Source organism: Hymenobacter sp. ISL-91, assembly GCF_018613725.1.
Taxonomy (GTDB): domain Bacteria; phylum Bacteroidota; class Bacteroidia; order Cytophagales; family Hymenobacteraceae; genus Hymenobacter.
The window spans coordinates 36,405-51,362 of record NZ_JAGGPS010000014.1 but is presented as its reverse complement, the minus strand read 5'-3'; the positions used below and the strand labels follow the sequence as shown (position 1 = coordinate 51,362).

Here is a 14,958-nt window from a genome sequence, read left to right as displayed (position 1 = left end):
GATGGTCTGATGGTATTTCTCGGGCTGCCGGTGCAATGGGACTATGCGTTGGGATTTTGTTTCTTAATCTAGTGCTTTTGGCAGTAAGTGTTGTCAAAAGCAATGTAGAAATCGGGGTAGTTTTATTTCTTTCGATTCTACTAATTCCAAGTTTAATTTCTTACTTCATTATTTATCGGATCTACGACAAAAAGTATAGAAGAATAGTAAGAAAAGCTTCAGAAATTCACGGAATACCTAGGCTTATACGAGGGATAATTGCTATCATTTTAACTATCATACCTGCACTCATTGCAACGTTGATTAATGTAAAATTTATCTGATTATTTAGTGTGTAGATAATGTTCATTACGATTGCCCCGCATTATTTAACGCCAGTTTTTTTCTTGTAACTAAGCATATCTATGCTGGATTTCTACTTGATTCAAGATAGCCATAACATTTCGAGCAAGGGCTTAACGCTGGAGCGTTTTGGCGGTATGGAATACGAGGCGATTATCGAACTGCAAGCAGCCGGAATTATCGAATCGTGGCTTGATTACTACGGTAAATTCCGCTGGGGCAATGAGTTGATTATCCGCAAACAACAGCAAATGAGCCAGCTGCCTAAAGCTGCCGTGGACCCAAGCACGCGTATAGTGTTTGCGGCGCTTCTCCAACGGGCAGCGCAGGCGCATTGCGGCTTGCTGGCACAGGGTGATTGAACTACGAATCCCATATTGATTATGACGGATATACAAAAAATGCAGGCAGCACTGGAGGCGGCTGGTATCAACGTCCAGAAGCATCGTGAGCGCCTGCGACCCGAAAACGCTGACCTACTGCAGCAGAGGGCCGTTTCGGCAGAGGTACAGCAGTTTTTGACGGAGTTTTCCTTCGATACCGATCTGTCAATCGGGGAGGTGCATTTTGACTAGGTGAACGGCCTGAAAAATAAACTGGATTGGGAAGATGATTTCCAGCGGGCCTGGCAAGCCGGGTTGCTGCTGGTGGGAGCCGGTTCAACCGGTGACCCCATTGCGCTAGATATCCGGGATTCCCAGGTAGGATACCTGTTTCACGATTACTTCTAGGAAGAGGAAGCCGAAGACCCGCGCAAGTTCTTTATCAAGCTCAATTGCTCGCTGGGGCTGGGGTTTCGGGCGGCCTTCCTGTTCCGGCCCGGCTTCCTGAAGCCCACGCCCGGCCAGCAGCACGTGCTTTCCTATTACAAGTACCTTGGCTGGCTGTATCCGGTGCTACGGGGGCTGGCGCCTCGCTACGCTTCTACGCTGGCCGGGCTGGGGCAGGCCATGCTGCACGTAGCGCAGCGCGGCTTCGCGCGGCCAGTGCTGGAAGTGCCGGACGTGGTGGCGGCGGCCAGCGGGTAACTGCCCAAGCTGCGAAGAACGGCGTAGGGGCGGGGCTTGTCCCCGCCCGCCGTGCGCGCCACTGTAACGGTAGTCGTTCAGCGGGAATCGTCCAACGGCGGGCGGGGGCAAGCCCCGCCCCTACATCGACCTCCCCGACTTTTGTTACTTACACTTCTCCATGCGGCGCGTGTCGATGACGTGGGCGATGCGCCAGCCGTCGGCCAGCTTTACCAGCTGAAACGAGTTGTAACCGCAGTGGCTGAAGGTGCTGCCCAGGTAAAACTCGTAGGGCGTCCAGACGCTGGCCAGGTTGGCGTCGATGAGCACTTTCTCAAACGTGATGCGCTCATCCCACACCTGCGGATGCGGGGTGCCCACGGCCTTCACAAACCCCGACGGGCTTTCGGGCCGTAGCTGGGTCTGGCCGTTTTTGGTGGCGAGCGTATGGAAAATCGCTCCCGGGGCCAGCGTGGCGCGCACGGCGGTACTGTCGCCGCGGCGCATGCCCTCAAAAAACCGGCGAACGGTTTGCTGTACGGCTTCGGTTTCGGCGTTTGGCTGGGTTTGGGCGAAGGCAGCCGGCGCGCTCAGCAGCAGCAGCGGCAACAGAAGCAGGGGTTTCATAGGCGGAGCAACGGCGCGGATAAGCGTCTCTGAAGCGAATGTAGTCTGATAAAATTAGGGCCTGGCACCATTGCCACCGCGAAGCCGGCTATTTTTGGCTGATTGCCGCGGTTCCGGCAGCGTACCCCGCTCTGTTTGCTATGACGTTTTCCCGCACCTTCGATTTGCTGGCCCACCTGGCTGAAACCACCCCGCAGGCCGACTGCCTGGTAGAAAAGCGCGACGGCCGCTGGCAACCCCGCAGCGCCCAACAGGTGCAGCAAAGCGCCGACCAGCTCAGCCTGGGCCTGCGGACGCTGGGCGTGGCGGCCGGCGACAAAGTGGCCATCATCTGCGCCAACCGGCCCGAATGGGTAATTGCCGATATGGCCATTGCCCAGCTCGGAGCCGTGAGCGTACCCATGTATCCTACCATCACCGTCGACGACTACCGCCACATTTTCCAGGATGCCGGCGTGCGGGTGGTGCTGGTGCAGGATGCGCCGCTGCTCGACAAAGTGCGGCAGGCCATTGTCGGGCTTGAAGCGGGTCCCGAGCACATCTTCACCTTCGACCCCACGCCCGGCGCCCCCTCGCTGGCCGACCTGCTGGCCCGCGGTGCCACCGCCGACCCGGCCGAGCTGGTGCCGCTGCGGGCCGCCGTGCAGCCCGACGATTTGCTCACGCTCATCTACACCTCGGGCACCACCGGCCGGCCCAAGGGCGTCATGCTCAGCCACCGCAACATCCTCTTCAACTGCGAAAACCTGCTCAGCTACCTGCCGCTGGCGCCGGGTTCCAAAACGCTCAGCTTCCTGCCCCTGAGCCACATTTTCGAGCGCACGGCCACGTTTCTGTACCTGCAGCTGGGCTTCAGCATCTACTACGCCGAAAGCGTGGCGCTTATTGCCGACAACCTGCGCGAGGTGCAGCCCCACGCCTTTACCACCGTGCCGCGCCTGCTCGAAAAGATATTCGACAAGATTGTGGCCACCGGCCAGCAGCTGACGGGCGCCAAACGCAAGCTCTTCGACTGGGCCCTGGCGCTGGGCCTGCGCTACGACACCCAGCAGGACCAGGGCTGGTGGTACAACGCGCAGTTGGCGCTGGCCAACAAGTTGGTGTTCAGCAAGTGGCGGGCGGCGCTGGGCGGCGAGGTGCGCTTTATTATCTGCGGCGGCGCGGCCCTGCAGCCGCGGCTGGCGCGGGTGTTCTGGTCGGCCGGCATCCGGGTGATGGAGGGCTACGGCATGACCGAAACCTCGCCCGTAATTGCTGCCAGCCGGCCTGAGCCTGAGAACAACCTGATTGGGGCCGTGGGGCCGGTGCTGCCGAACGTGGAGGTGCAGATTGCCCCAGACGGCGAAATCCTGACCCGCTCGCCCTCCGTGATGCGCGGCTACTACAACCGGCCCGACCTCACGGCCGAGGTGCTCGACGCCGACGGCTGGCTGCACACCGGCGACATCGGCGAGCTGGTGCAGGGCAAGTTTCTCAAGATTACAGACCGCAAGAAGGAGATGTTCAAGAACGCCAACGGCAAGTACGTGGCCCCGCAGCCGCTGGAGTCCCGATTGTCGGAGTCGCCGCTGGTCGAGCAGGTGATGGTGGTGGGCGAGGGCGAGAAGTTTACGGCCGCGCTGCTGGTGCCGGCCTTTGCCGAACTGCGCACCTGGGCTGCCGGCCAGGGCCTGCCCGCCGGGCTGTCGGACGAAGCGCTGGCCGCCGACGAGCGGGTGCAGCAGCGCTACGAGCAGCTGCTGCAGGATGCCAACGCCACGTTTGCCGACTGGGAGCGAATCAAGAAAGTGGCGCTGCTGGCCACGCCCTGGAGCGTGGATTCGGGCGAATTGACGCCTACGCTCAAGGTGCGGCGCAAGGTCATTCGCGAGAATAATACCAAACAGCTCGAACAGCTCTACCGCGGCTAGAGCCCATTTTATTGCCGCGAATGGGAGGCTTTTGTCTCCGCCAGGCAAATCATTTTCTGGCGACGGGTGTTATCTTTCCGAACCCGCAACTTCTTCTTCGTCATGCGCAAAGACCTGTTCAATCTCGGCCCCGTATTCGGTTATTTCTTCCGCAAAAACGACCCCAACCGGCCCACCAACTTCAACCTCCGGACCATGCACTTCATCAATAAGCTGAGCCTGGCCATGTTCCTGGTCGGTTTTCTGGTGCTGCTCTACCGCTGGTTTATCCGCTAAACCAGAAACGCCAAAACCACCTGTCATCCTGAGCGGAGCGACGCTCCGCTCAGGATGACAGTTTTTTTATCCGAGCTCAGCCCATGCACATCGAAGAGTTCCGCGACTATTGCCTGCTGAAGGCTGGTGTTACCGAAGACACGCCCTTCGGCCCCGATACGCTGGTATTCAAGGTTGGCGGTAAGCTATTCGCCCTCACCGACCTCAATACCTTCGCCAGCATCAACCTGAAGTGCGACCCCGAGCGGGCCACGGAGCTACGCGAGCAGCACGAGTACGTGCTGCCCGGTTACCACATGAACAAGAAGCACTGGAACACGGTGCTCATCGGCACCGGCATCCCGGGCCAGCAGCTCCGCGAGCTAATTGACCATTCCTATGACCTCGTGCGCGCTTCCCTGCCGCGGGCTGTGCGGCAAGAAATAGAGGGATAGAGTCCAGGAATTGCTTATCAAAGCCTTTTAAAGCCCCAGCGGGGCGACATATCGGTAGTATGGTTTGTGGTTGAAGAATTAAAGCCCCAGCGGGGCGGCACCAACCGTTTAACGATTGGTGCCACCCCGCTGGGGCTTTGTAAATAAATGGCTATTGGGTTACTACCGATATGTCGCCCCGCTGGGGCTACAATGAAAATAGCAGGTAGTTCTTGAAGAGGATATTTTGCTCAAACCCTGACCAGCTACACCACGATATTCACCATCCGGCCGGGCACGACAATCACCTTTTTAGCAGGCTTGCCTTCGGCGAAGCGGGCCAGGATATCGGTGGCGCGCACGGCGGCTTCAATTTCGGCGGCGGTGGCGGTGGCCGGGAACTGCAGCTGCTCGCGTACCTTACCGTTGATGGCCACCGGGTAATTCACCGTGTCCTCCACCAGGAATTCCTCGCGGAACTCGGGGTAGGCGGCCGTGCTAATGGAACCGGCCGCGTGGCCCAGCTCCGACCACAGTTCCTCGGCCAGGTGCGGCGCATACGGGGAAAGCAGCACCACCAACGGCTCCAGCACGGCCCGCTTGTGGCAATCGAGGGCCGTCAGTTCGTTCACCGTAATCATCAGGGCGCTGACGGTGGTGTTGAACGAGAACCGCTCAATGTCCTCTTCTACCTTGCGGATGGCCTTGTGCAGGGCCTTCAACTCGGCGGGGGCGGCCGGCTCGTCGGTTACGGCAAAAACGCCATCCTGGGGGTGGTAGAGGCGCCAGAGCTTTTTCAGGAAGCCCGCCACGCCGCTCATGCCGTTGGTGTTCCAGGGCTTGAACTGCTCCAGCGGGCCCAGGAACATCTCGTACATCCGCAGCGCATCGGCCCCGTAGCGCTCAATCAGCGTGTCGGGGTTCACCACATTGTACTTCGACTTCGACATCTTCTCGACTTCGGTGCCACATACGTAGGTGCCGTTTTCTTCGAGAATGAACTCAGCATTGGCGTACTCCGCCCGCGAGTTTCGAAAGGCTTCAATGTCGAGCGTATCGTTCTCTACAATGTTCACATCGACATGGAGAGGAGTAAACGCTGGCGTTCCGAACTGGGCGCTAGCGAAAGAATAAGCTCCAGTGTTGGGTTTCATCAGTTGCTTCAGCGCCTCCTTAATACCGGCGCGGACCGTACCCGTGTTGTCGTGAAGGGCTTCCAGCAGGCCAATTTCACTTACCGCCTCATAAATTCCCTTGGAAACGAAGACATTAGGGCCAGTCAGCTTCTGCATCTGCTTGTCTTTATCGGCCTGTAAGTAGCTTACATTCAAACGATACACGAAGTTCGAGCGGCCCAATATCATCCCCTGATTAATCAGCTTCTGGAAAGGCTCATTGGCCGTTACCAGGCCTAAATCCTTCAGGAACAGGTGCCAGAAGCGGGAGTAGAGCAGGTGGCCGGTGGCGTGTTCAGCCCCGCCCAAATACAGGTCCACGTTCTGCCAGTAGGCTTCGGCTTCTTCGCCCACGAACCGCTCGGCGTTGTGCGGGTCCATGTAGCGCAGGTAGTACCAGCTGGAGCCCGCCCAGCCGGGCATAGTGCTCAGCTCGTAGGGGTACTGGCCCTTGTACAGCCAATCCTGGGCGCGGGCTAGGGGCGGCTCGCCGGTTTCGGTGGGCTTGTAGGCGTCGATTTCGGGCAGCACCAGCGGCAGATCGGCTTCGGCCACGCCGTAGGCTACGCCATCCTTGTAGTAAATCGGGATGGGCTCGCCCCAGTAGCGCTGGCGGCCGAAAATGGCGTCGCGGATGCGGAAGGTGGTTTTCGGCTCGCCCACGCGGTTGGCCCGCAGCCGCAGGCGAAGCTGCTCCAGGGCCTCGTCGTAGGTGAGGCCCGTGATGAAGCCCGAGTTGATGTAGCGGCCCTCCTTGGTGGGGTCGGCCTGCTCATCGAGGTTCTGCTGGGCATCCAGAATCTGGCGGATGGGCAGGTTGAAATGGGTGGCAAACAGCCAGTCGCGCTGGTCGCCGCTGGGCACGCCCATCACGGCGCCGGTGCCGTAGCCGGCCAGCACATAGTCGGCGGTCCAGACGGGCACGTACTCCAGCGTGAACGGGTTCTGCACGTAGAAGCCGGTCGGCGCGCCGCTCACGGTTTTCACGTCGGTCTGCCGCTCGCGCTCCGAGCGGTTGGTCGCCGTCTTCACGTAGGCCTGCAGCTCCGAGAATGTCTGCGAAGCCTCGGGCGAATAGTCGGCCTGAGCGGCGGCCCGCTCGCCCATGGCCAGCGTGAGGTCCAGTTCGGGAGCCAGCACCAGGAAGGTGGCGCCGAAGATGGTGTCCACGCGGGTCGTGAACACCTCAATTTCCTCGGGCTGGGGCTTCATCTCGCCGTCGGAAGTACGCAGATATACCGGGAACCGCACGCTGGCCCCGATGCTCTTGCCAATCCAGTTGCGCTGCATTTCCTTCACGGCGTCGGGCCAGTCGAGCTGGTCGAGGCCGGCCAGCAGGCGGTCGGCGTAGGCGGTGATGCGCAGGTTCCACTGGGGCATCAGCCGGCGCTCGACGGGGAAGCCGCCGCGCTCTGAAAGGCCATCCTTCACCTCGTCGTTGCTGAGCACCGTGCCCAGGCCGGGGCACCAGTTCACGTAGGTATCCTGCTGGTAGGCCAGCCGGTAGGGGTGCACGGCCTGTAAGCGCTGTTTTTCTGAGAAGCTCTGCCACTGCCCGGCCGTAAACTCGTGGCGCTCGGCCTCGTCGCCGGCCGCCCGGATGCCGGCGCTGCCATTGGCGGCAAACTTGTCGAGCAGGGTTTTGAGCGGCTCGGCGCGGTCGGTGTCGAGGTTGTACCAGCTATTGAACAGCTTGAGGAAAATCCACTGCGTCCACTTGTAATACTGCGGGTCGGAGGTGCGGATTTCGCGGCTCCAGTCGTAGCTGAACCCCAGGGCCGAGAGCTGGCGGATGTAGGTGCTGATGTTCTGTTCGGTGGTAACGGCCGGGTGCTGGCCGGTCTGGATGGCGTACTGCTCGGCAGGCAGCCCAAACGAGTCGAAACCCATCGGGTGCAGCACGTTGAAGCCCCGCAGCCGCTTGTAGCGGGCCACGATATCGGAGGCGATGTAGCCCAGCGGGTGGCCCACGTGCAGCCCCGCCCCGCTGGGGTAGGGGAACATATCGAGCACGTAGTATTTGGGCTTTTCGGAGTGGTTATCGGCTTGGAACGTCTGGTGGTCTTTCCAGAAGTCCTGCCACTTTTTCTCAATATCCTGGGGATGGTAGCCGGGCATGGTTGACGGAGCGGTTAGCGGATAGCCGTGAGCCAGTAGCTTTCGGGCTGTAGATTAGGGGCAGTTAAGCGGGCGAAATTACGGAAATTTACCCCCGCCCATTTACCCCCAAGCCTATGTTCACGCGCCAGAACCTGAAAGCCGCTGCCAACACCACCAGCTACGAGCGGGGCCAGCAGTATTTCAAACGGGGCTACGTGGGCAAAATCAGCCGCGAAAACAACACGTTCAAGGCCCGCGTGGAGGGCTCGGAGCGCTACAAGGTGCGGCTAACGGTTGATAGAACGGGGGCCACCTACCGCTGCAACTGCCCCTACGACTACGACGGCATCTGCAAGCACGCCGTGGCGCTGGGTTTGGCCGTGCTGCAAAAGTTCGGCTCGCCGGTTGAGCCCCTGCCCATGCCCGATACCAGCGAGCAGGCGCTGCTGCAGGCGTTACTGGACACGCCCGTTACCACCCAATTGGCCTTTCTGACCAACCTGCTGCGTACCGAGCCCAGGCTGCGGGAGCAGTTTCTGCTGCACCTGGCCCCCGCCGCTCCGGCCGCGGCCAGCAGTGCCCCCGTCGCCGCCCCCGAAGAGCTGACGACCATCGAGGAAGTGAGTACCGAAGTGTACGAGGCGCTGGCCGACCTGGTGTTCGATGACGACGCGCTATCGGAGCACACCGATTATTACGGTGAATACCTGCATGACGAAGGCGACGGTATGCTGGAGCTGGCCGACGAAATCATCTGCGACGTGCTCAAGCCCTTTGCCCGCTTCGTGGCCGACCACCTGGCCCACGGCCGCCTCACCCGCGCCTTGGAATACTGGATTGGCGTGTACGAGGGTGCCACGGCCGCCACCGACCCCGCCGCCGACGATTACAGCCTTTTTAGCTACGAGGGCTACCCGGCCCGGGTGCTCGACTGCTGGGACCGGCTGCTGAATGAGTCGGGAGTTGATGCGCGGCTGAAAACCACCGACTTCGGCGACGCCAAAACGGAGGCCGCACTAACGCTGCTTTTCGACCGCTACGCCCAGCAAGGCTCCCCGCCCGACTACTTCGCCGACCTGCTGGCCGACCTGACCCGCACCCCGGCCGCCGCGGCCCGGCTGCGCCCGCGCCTCGAAGCTGCCGGGCCGCCCCTGAGCCCCGACCAGGCCCACCTGCTGCTGCACACCGCCGAGGCGCTGGCCGACGACGCGCTGTGGCGGCGCACCGCCGAAGCCCACGCCGGCCAGGATTTCGGCCTGCTCCAGCGCCTGCTCGACCATTACCGCCAGCACGACGACCGCCCCAACCTGCTACGGCTGCTGCGCCAGTACCGGGAGCAGTTCAGCCACCGCCTCGACCCCTACATCCTCGAACACCTGACGCTGGCCGACGACGAAAGCCTGTACCTGACGGCCCTGGAGCAGCGCTGCCGCAGCACTCAGTCGCTGGCCGATTACGAGCAGCTGCGGCCACATTGGAGTGTGGCGCAACGGCGGCAGTTCGTGGACGAGCAGGTGGAGCGCCAGCGCAAGGCCTGGGGCGGCAGCAACCCGCTGTTCGGGGCCGGGCTGCTGGTGGCCGAAAACCGCGCGCCGGAGCTGCTGGCCTACCTGCTGGCCCAGCAGTGGCTGAGTTCGGGCGGCGTCCCGGAGCTGCTTGCCCTCACGGCCCGCCCCCAGCCCGAAGCCACCTTCGACGCCGTAATGGAGCGCACCGAGCAGGCGCTGGCCAGCAGCAGGGGCCGCGACGTGTACCAGCGCATCACCTCATGGCTGCTGGCCCTCAACGAGTTCGAGGCCCTGCGGCCGGGCATTGCTCTTTTTGCCACCCATCTCTACACCGAATACTCCAAGCTGAACGCCCTGCGCGAAGAATTGCGGGCTGCCAAGCTCGTGAAAACCGAACGGTTTGGCAAAACCTACCGCCTGGTGCCACCCACCCCCGAAGACGACGAGCTGCGGGAGCTGCTGCGCGACCGGAAGAAGCGGTGAGAGAGGGGGAGCTTAGAAGTGAGAACGTCATTCTGAGCGAAGCCGAAGAATCTCTACCGCTTCGTTGCAGTCGTCAGGATTGGCATTGCGGTAGAGATTCTTCGGCTTCGCTCAGAATGACGTTCTCACTTCTCAGCTCTCACTTCTAAGCTCCCAAACCCCTTCCGTACTCAGCACCCGGAACCGGGCGAACATTTCCTCCGAATACCAGTCTTCCTGCCGCGTGAGGCGGATAACTTCCTTGTGTTTCTCGTTGCGGTAGGCGTAGTCCTGCATTTGGCGGGCCGAATCCCAGAGGCTGACGGTGGCCTGGCGCACGATGGGCAGCTCGCCCAGTCCGATGGCGGCCCGCACGCCCGGCGCATCGGCAATAGTGGCGCTTACCGGGGCCACGTAGCGCCAGAAGCGGGGCGTTTTCAGCAGCCGGATGGCGGCCCGCGTGAGCACCAGCACCGGCTCGTCGGGCGCGGCCGTTTCGGAGGCGTAGTCGAACGGGTTCACCCCATCCCAGAGGCCGTGCGCCTTGATGGGAGCTAGCCGGGCCGTCCAGATAGCGGTGGTGCGCTGCTGGTACTGCTGCCAGAGCGGGTGCTGGCCGAAGAACGCCTCGGCCGCCGCTTCCGATTCCCAGACGGCCATAAAGCCATAGCGCCGCAGGTTGGGCAGGGCCCCGAAACCGTTATCGGCCCCGCTGCCCAGCAACCGGGCAAACCGCAGCCCGGCCACCCGGCGCAGGGGCTGCTGGGCCGTACCCATCTGGGCAAATCCCCAGCGCCGCTGGTTGGGGAGAAGCGTGATAATGGAAAGCGTCGTCAGCAAAGGAAAAAGGATAACTGAAGGGCTCTGCGCACTTGTGCAGGAACTGCCAGCGGAACAACAAAAAAGGGCCGGAATTGCTTCCGGCCCTTTGCAATCAGCCAAATATACGCTACTTGACTTCTACTTTGGCGTGCTCGTTCACGTCGTCGGCGTCGCTCTTCTCGCCCGAAGCCACGGCCCGCACGTAGGCGTACGCGCGGCTGAGCAGGCCGCTGGGCGAATCCCAGTACTCGCCCTTATCAATTTCCACCTTCAGAATCATGATGTTAGGATCCTCTTTGCCGTTGGGGAACCAGGCTTTCATATCCTCGCTCCAGAGCTCATTGATTTTGGCCTGGTCGCGGTAGGCATTGCAACGGCCCGAAACCGACACGTACACGTTGTCGGAGGGGTTGCCGTAGCTCAGGCCTACGTGGCTGTCCTTTTTCACCTCGTACACCTTAGCCGAATCCTTGTCGGTCAGGAAGAGCAGGGAGTTGTCGGCCTCGGGCTTCTGGGTGGCCATCGGGCGGCTGCGCAACGAATGATCCTCGTCGGAGGTGGTCGTCATCATGCAGATATTGATATCCTTGATTTTTTCGAGCAGCGTTTTAATGTCGTTCGTTACGGGCGTTTTAGAAGCCATGATAGTACGGTTTTGGGTTGGGGTAAACAGGTAGGCACTAGAAGCAATGCGCCCGGGCCAGGGCCGGAGGCGCGCAAGTAAATACGGCCCGCCTACGGCTGGGGTTGGCTCTGCAGGCCGCATTGCCCGTATTATACCCATCCACCCCCTGCTCCCATGAATTTTCTGGCCCATCTGCTACTTTCCGGCTCGCCCGCCCACACTCCTCAGTACGATGACATAGTAGTGGGCAACTTCGCGGCCGAAGCCGTGCGCGGCCGGGCCGGACTGCTGGCCTACCCCGAGCCCGTGCAGCGCGGCATCCGTCTGCACCGCTTCATCGACTCCTTTACCGATACCCACCCCGTTGTGCGCCGCACCACGGCCCGCTTGCGCGAGGCCGGCCTGGGCAAGTGGGCCGGCGTGGTGGCCGATATGGGCTATGACCACCTGCTGGCCCGCGACTTCGTTCGCCACCACCCGGCCGAGCCGCTACCCGACTTCGCCCAGCGGCAGTACACGCTGCTGCACGCCCGCCGCCACGAAATACCCGAGCGCCTGCAGCCCCTGCTGCACCACATGCGCCACGGCGACTGGCTGACCGGCTACGCCCACCCCGCCGGCCTGCAGCAGGCCCTGCTGGGCCTCAGCCGCCGCGTGCCCGCCGGGGCCGTAATGGCTACCGGAGCGGCGGCTTTCCTGGCCGAGCTGTCCGCCTACGAGGACGATTTTATGGAGTTCTGGCCGGAACTGCGGGCAGGGGTGGAGGGCAACAGTGCTGCGTTTTAATAGGGGTGAGGTAGCGGAGGTTATCGGCTGCTGGGTGGCTGGCTTCCAGAAGATGATTATTGAGGTTTTTGCCCTGTAGGCTGTTTGGCGGCCTACATCGGCAGCTTTTCGCGCAGGGCACTGTAGGTCCAGGTGCCGGCTAGGGCGGCCAGAACCATGACGGCGGCGGCCGCCACACCGCTGCCCAGCTGGGCAAACAGGGGGCCGGGGCAGGCGCCGGTAAGTGCCCAGCCCAGCCCGAAGATGGTGCCCCCGATCCAGGTGCCGTGGTTGTACTGCTTGTCGGTTAGCTTTATTTCTTCGCCGTTGATGGTTTTCAGGCGGTTGCGCTTGATGAGCTGAATGGAAATCAGGCCTACCACAATGGCCGAGCCGATAACGCCGTACATGTGGAAGGCCTGGAAGCGGAACATCTCCTGAATTCGGAACCAGCTGATGACTTCGCTTTTGGTGAGGATGATGCCGAACAGCACGCCCAGCACCAGGTATTTGAGGTTTTTCATCGTTAAAAAAGCAAAGGGTAAATCACCCAGGTCAGGAGCAGGCCGCCCGCAAAAAAGCCGATAACGGCTACCAGCGACACCCACTGCAGGTTGGAAAGGCCCGAAATGGCGTGGCCCGAGGTGCAGCCGCCGGCGTAGCGCGTGCCGAAGCCCACCAGAAATCCGCCCAGTACCATAAATACCCAACCCTTCCAGTTGGCCAGGTTTTCCAGGGCAAACAGCTCTTTGGGCAGCAGGCCCGAAAAGTCGGTCAGCCCCATCTGCGTCTTCAGGTCGCGCACGGTGTCGGCCGAAATGGCAATGGTGTCGGGGTGGCCCATAAGCCGGTAGCCGATAAAGCCGCCGATGCCGATACCGAGCACGAAAAACAGGTTCCAGATTTCCTTGCGCCAATCGTAGGTAAGGAAGGGAATGCCGGCGGGCATGCAGGCCGCGCACACGTGGCGCAGCGACGAGCTGATACCCAGGGCCTTGTTGCCAATAAGCAGCAGCGCCGGCACCGTGAGGCCGATAAGCGGCCCGGCCACGTACCAGGGCCAGGGCTGGCGAAGTAATTCAAGCATAAAAAGGGAAGTCAGCAGGAAAAACAGAAAAACAGGAAGCTAGCGAACCAACGGTTCCGACCAGTCCAGCACGCCGCCGAGCATGTTGTGCACCTGGGCAAACCCAGCTTTGGTGAGCTGGCCGGCGGCCGTAGCCGAGCGCGCCCCACTGCGGCAGTACACGTACAGCGGGGCGCTCTTGTCGAGGGCGGCCACGCGCGGGCCGAAGTCGGGGGACGTAACGTCGATGTTCAGGGCACCGGGCAGGTGGCCGCTGGCAAACTCGTCGGGGCGGTGCACATCCAGCAGCAGCGCACCGGGCTGGCGCAGGGCCGCCGAAAACTCGGCGGGCGTCAGGTTCTGATAAGTGGGAGCAGCGGGTTTTAGGAAATCAAACATGATGAGCAGAAGAAAAAAAGTGCGAAATAGAGCCTTAAAAGCAGCGGAATAGCCTGTAGGCGTTGCCTAGTGACTGGCCGCCATTGGTTGAAACGACTTCACGGCTTCGCCCAGGTCGAACACGCTGGTGCCGGGCAGGGCCGGGGCCACTATGCTGCTGCCGGCAGCCGAGCGGTAGCCGCCGGCGCAATGCACCACCACGGGCTTGCCCGCCGGAATTTCGGCGGCCCGCTCGCGCAGCTCGGGCAGCGGAATGTGGAGGGCGCCGGCAAACAGCGACTCGGCCTTCGCTTCCGATGCGTTGCGGATATCGACAATGGTGTACTGCTCCGGGTGCTGGCGGAACTGCTCCACATCCAGCTCGGGAAGCGTGGCCGCCGCCGAGGGCAAGCCCACCAGGCCGCCCGCCACCAGGGCTTCGTAGCCGATTTTGGCCGTTTTACGAATCAGGTCTTCGAGCGTCGCCTCATCGGCGGCCAGCAGGTAAAACTTCTCGTTGGGGCCAACAATAGAGCCCAGCCAGGTTTCGAACTTGCCACCCTGCTGAATGTTGAGCGCGCCCACCAGGTGGCCCCGCTTGAACTCGGCTTCGGGGCGCGCATCTACCACCAGTACGCCGGGCTGCGGGGTGGTGCCGGTGGCCAGGCGCGGCACCCGCGCCACGCTGGGGGCATAGGCCGGGGCGCCCTGCCTGTTCAGGTCCACATCATAACCGAAATACTTGGGTATAAAGGGCTGGTCGGCCAGCAGCTCCTTTACAAAATCATCCTCCGACTGGGGCTGCAGGGCATAGTTTTCGGCCTTTTCGAGGCCAATGCTGCTGCTGCTGGCGCCGCTGCCGGCCTTGCTACACAGGCTGCCCGCACCGTGGGCCGGATACACCAGCACATCATCGGCCAGCTGCATAATCTTTTCGCGGGTGCTGTGGTACATCTGCCGGGCCAGCTCCTCGCGTTTGGCCGTTTGGTGGCCGGCTGTCTCGCGCAGGTCGGGGCGGCCTACGTCGCCGATGAGCAGCGTGTCGCCGGTAAACACGGCTACGTCCTGGCCCTCGCGGCTGAGCACGGTGCTTACCGAGTCGGGCGAGTGGCCCGGCGTGTTCAGGGCCCGAAACGTGAGCTTGCCCACCGTAAACGACTGGCCCTCATCGAAACCTTCGTGGTCGTAGGCGGCCCCCAGCAGCTTGCTCACGCGGATAACGGCCCCAGTGGTCTGGGCAATTTCCAGGTGCGAGCTCACAAAGTCGGCGTGCGGATGGGTTTCGAGCACGCATACGATGCGGGCGTCGTGCTGCCGGGCATAATCGTAGTAGGGCTGCGGGTCGCGGGCGGGGTCGACGAGCACAATTTCGCGGGCGCAGTCGCTCAGGATAGCGTAGGAAAAATGGGCCAGGCCCTTGTCTTCAAACTGTTCGATTTGCATAGGTGTAAACGAAGAAGTAGGGGAGAAAAATGCGGGTCC

16 protein-coding genes are annotated in these 14,958 nt (G+C 61.7%); 8 read left to right on the top strand and 8 right to left on the bottom strand.

From position 1 onward, the window contains the following. The first annotated feature begins 404 nt into the window (after positions 1-404). The 3 genes from J7E24_RS07475 to J7E24_RS07465 all read left to right on the top strand — a co-directional run bounded on the left by J7E24_RS07475 (position 405) and on the right by J7E24_RS07465 (position 1,370). Positions 405-704 (top strand): hypothetical protein, encoded by a 300-nt coding sequence (locus J7E24_RS07475; RefSeq protein WP_215136713.1) that lies wholly within the window; start codon positions 405-407, stop codon positions 702-704. Positions 705-725: 21 nt separating this feature from the next. Then, positions 726-917, top strand: a complete 192-nt coding sequence (locus tag J7E24_RS07470; RefSeq protein WP_215136711.1) for a hypothetical protein — start codon at positions 726-728, stop codon at positions 915-917. Positions 918-1,196: 279 nt separating this feature from the next. After that, positions 1,197-1,370: a hypothetical protein gene (locus J7E24_RS07465; protein ID WP_215136709.1), complete on the top strand. Its 174-nt coding sequence runs from the start codon at positions 1,197-1,199 to the stop codon at positions 1,368-1,370. Positions 1,371-1,514: 144 nt separating this feature from the next. Here the strand turns inward: J7E24_RS07465 and J7E24_RS07460 are convergent, their stop codons facing one another. Beyond that, positions 1,515-1,976: a nuclear transport factor 2 family protein gene (locus tag J7E24_RS07460; RefSeq protein ID WP_215136707.1), complete on the bottom strand. Its 462-nt coding sequence runs from the start codon at positions 1,974-1,976 to the stop codon at positions 1,515-1,517. Positions 1,977-2,116: 140 nt separating this feature from the next. Here J7E24_RS07460 and J7E24_RS07455 point away from each other — a divergent pair, with 140 nt between their 5' ends. The 3 genes from J7E24_RS07455 to J7E24_RS07445 all read left to right on the top strand — a co-directional run bounded on the left by J7E24_RS07455 (position 2,117) and on the right by J7E24_RS07445 (position 4,596). Next, positions 2,117-3,886, top strand: a complete 1,770-nt coding sequence (locus J7E24_RS07455) for an AMP-dependent synthetase/ligase (protein WP_215136706.1) — start codon at positions 2,117-2,119, stop codon at positions 3,884-3,886. Between the two features lie 102 nt (positions 3,887-3,988). Further along, complete coding sequence (locus J7E24_RS07450) at positions 3,989-4,162, top strand: DUF6728 family protein (protein WP_176901158.1); 174 nt, start codon at positions 3,989-3,991, stop codon at positions 4,160-4,162. Between the two features lie 83 nt (positions 4,163-4,245). After that, the gene (locus J7E24_RS07445; protein ID WP_215136704.1) at positions 4,246-4,596 is read left to right on the top strand and encodes an MmcQ/YjbR family DNA-binding protein; all 351 of its coding nucleotides are present in this window, start codon (positions 4,246-4,248) and stop codon (positions 4,594-4,596) included. A gap of 245 nt (positions 4,597-4,841) precedes the next feature. On the opposite strand, the gene J7E24_RS07440 is transcribed toward J7E24_RS07445, so the two are convergent. Then, complete coding sequence (locus J7E24_RS07440; RefSeq protein WP_215136702.1) at positions 4,842-7,868, bottom strand: class I tRNA ligase family protein; 3,027 nt, start codon at positions 7,866-7,868, stop codon at positions 4,842-4,844. A 116-nt stretch (positions 7,869-7,984) separates the two neighbouring features. On the opposite strand from J7E24_RS07440, the gene J7E24_RS07435 reads away from it, so the two are divergent. Then, positions 7,985-9,841, top strand: coding sequence for an SWIM zinc finger domain-containing protein (locus J7E24_RS07435; protein WP_215136700.1), 1,857 nt, complete (start codon positions 7,985-7,987; stop codon positions 9,839-9,841). 132 nt (positions 9,842-9,973) lie between these two features. Here J7E24_RS07435 and J7E24_RS07430 read toward each other — a convergent pair whose 3' ends face one another. Both J7E24_RS07430 and J7E24_RS07425 read right to left on the bottom strand, forming a co-directional pair. After that, entirely contained in the window at positions 9,974-10,660 is a 687-nt protein-coding gene (locus J7E24_RS07430) for a spheroidene monooxygenase (RefSeq protein WP_251047083.1), read from the bottom strand. 109 nt (positions 10,661-10,769) lie between these two features. Then, complete coding sequence (locus tag J7E24_RS07425; protein WP_215136698.1) at positions 10,770-11,285, bottom strand: pyridoxamine 5'-phosphate oxidase family protein; 516 nt, start codon at positions 11,283-11,285, stop codon at positions 10,770-10,772. A gap of 156 nt (positions 11,286-11,441) precedes the next feature. On the opposite strand from J7E24_RS07425, the gene J7E24_RS07420 reads away from it, so the two are divergent. After that, entirely contained in the window at positions 11,442-12,053 is a 612-nt protein-coding gene (locus tag J7E24_RS07420; RefSeq protein WP_215136696.1) for an ACP phosphodiesterase, read from the top strand. A gap of 92 nt (positions 12,054-12,145) precedes the next feature. Here J7E24_RS07420 and J7E24_RS07415 read toward each other — a convergent pair whose 3' ends face one another. The 4 genes from J7E24_RS07415 to J7E24_RS07400 form a co-directional block, all read right to left on the bottom strand. Continuing rightward, a complete protein-coding gene (locus tag J7E24_RS07415) occupies positions 12,146-12,556 on the bottom strand; it encodes a DUF6691 family protein (RefSeq protein WP_215136694.1) in 411 nt (136 codons plus the stop codon). A 2-nt stretch (positions 12,557-12,558) separates the two neighbouring features. Then, a complete protein-coding gene (locus J7E24_RS07410; protein WP_215136692.1) occupies positions 12,559-13,119 on the bottom strand; it encodes a YeeE/YedE family protein in 561 nt (186 codons plus the stop codon). A 39-nt stretch (positions 13,120-13,158) separates the two neighbouring features. After that, positions 13,159-13,497: a rhodanese-like domain-containing protein gene (locus J7E24_RS07405; RefSeq protein ID WP_215136690.1), complete on the bottom strand. Its 339-nt coding sequence runs from the start codon at positions 13,495-13,497 to the stop codon at positions 13,159-13,161. A gap of 66 nt (positions 13,498-13,563) precedes the next feature. After that, entirely contained in the window at positions 13,564-14,919 is a 1,356-nt protein-coding gene (locus J7E24_RS07400) for an MBL fold metallo-hydrolase (RefSeq protein WP_215136688.1), read from the bottom strand. Positions 14,920-14,958 lie beyond the last annotated feature (39 nt).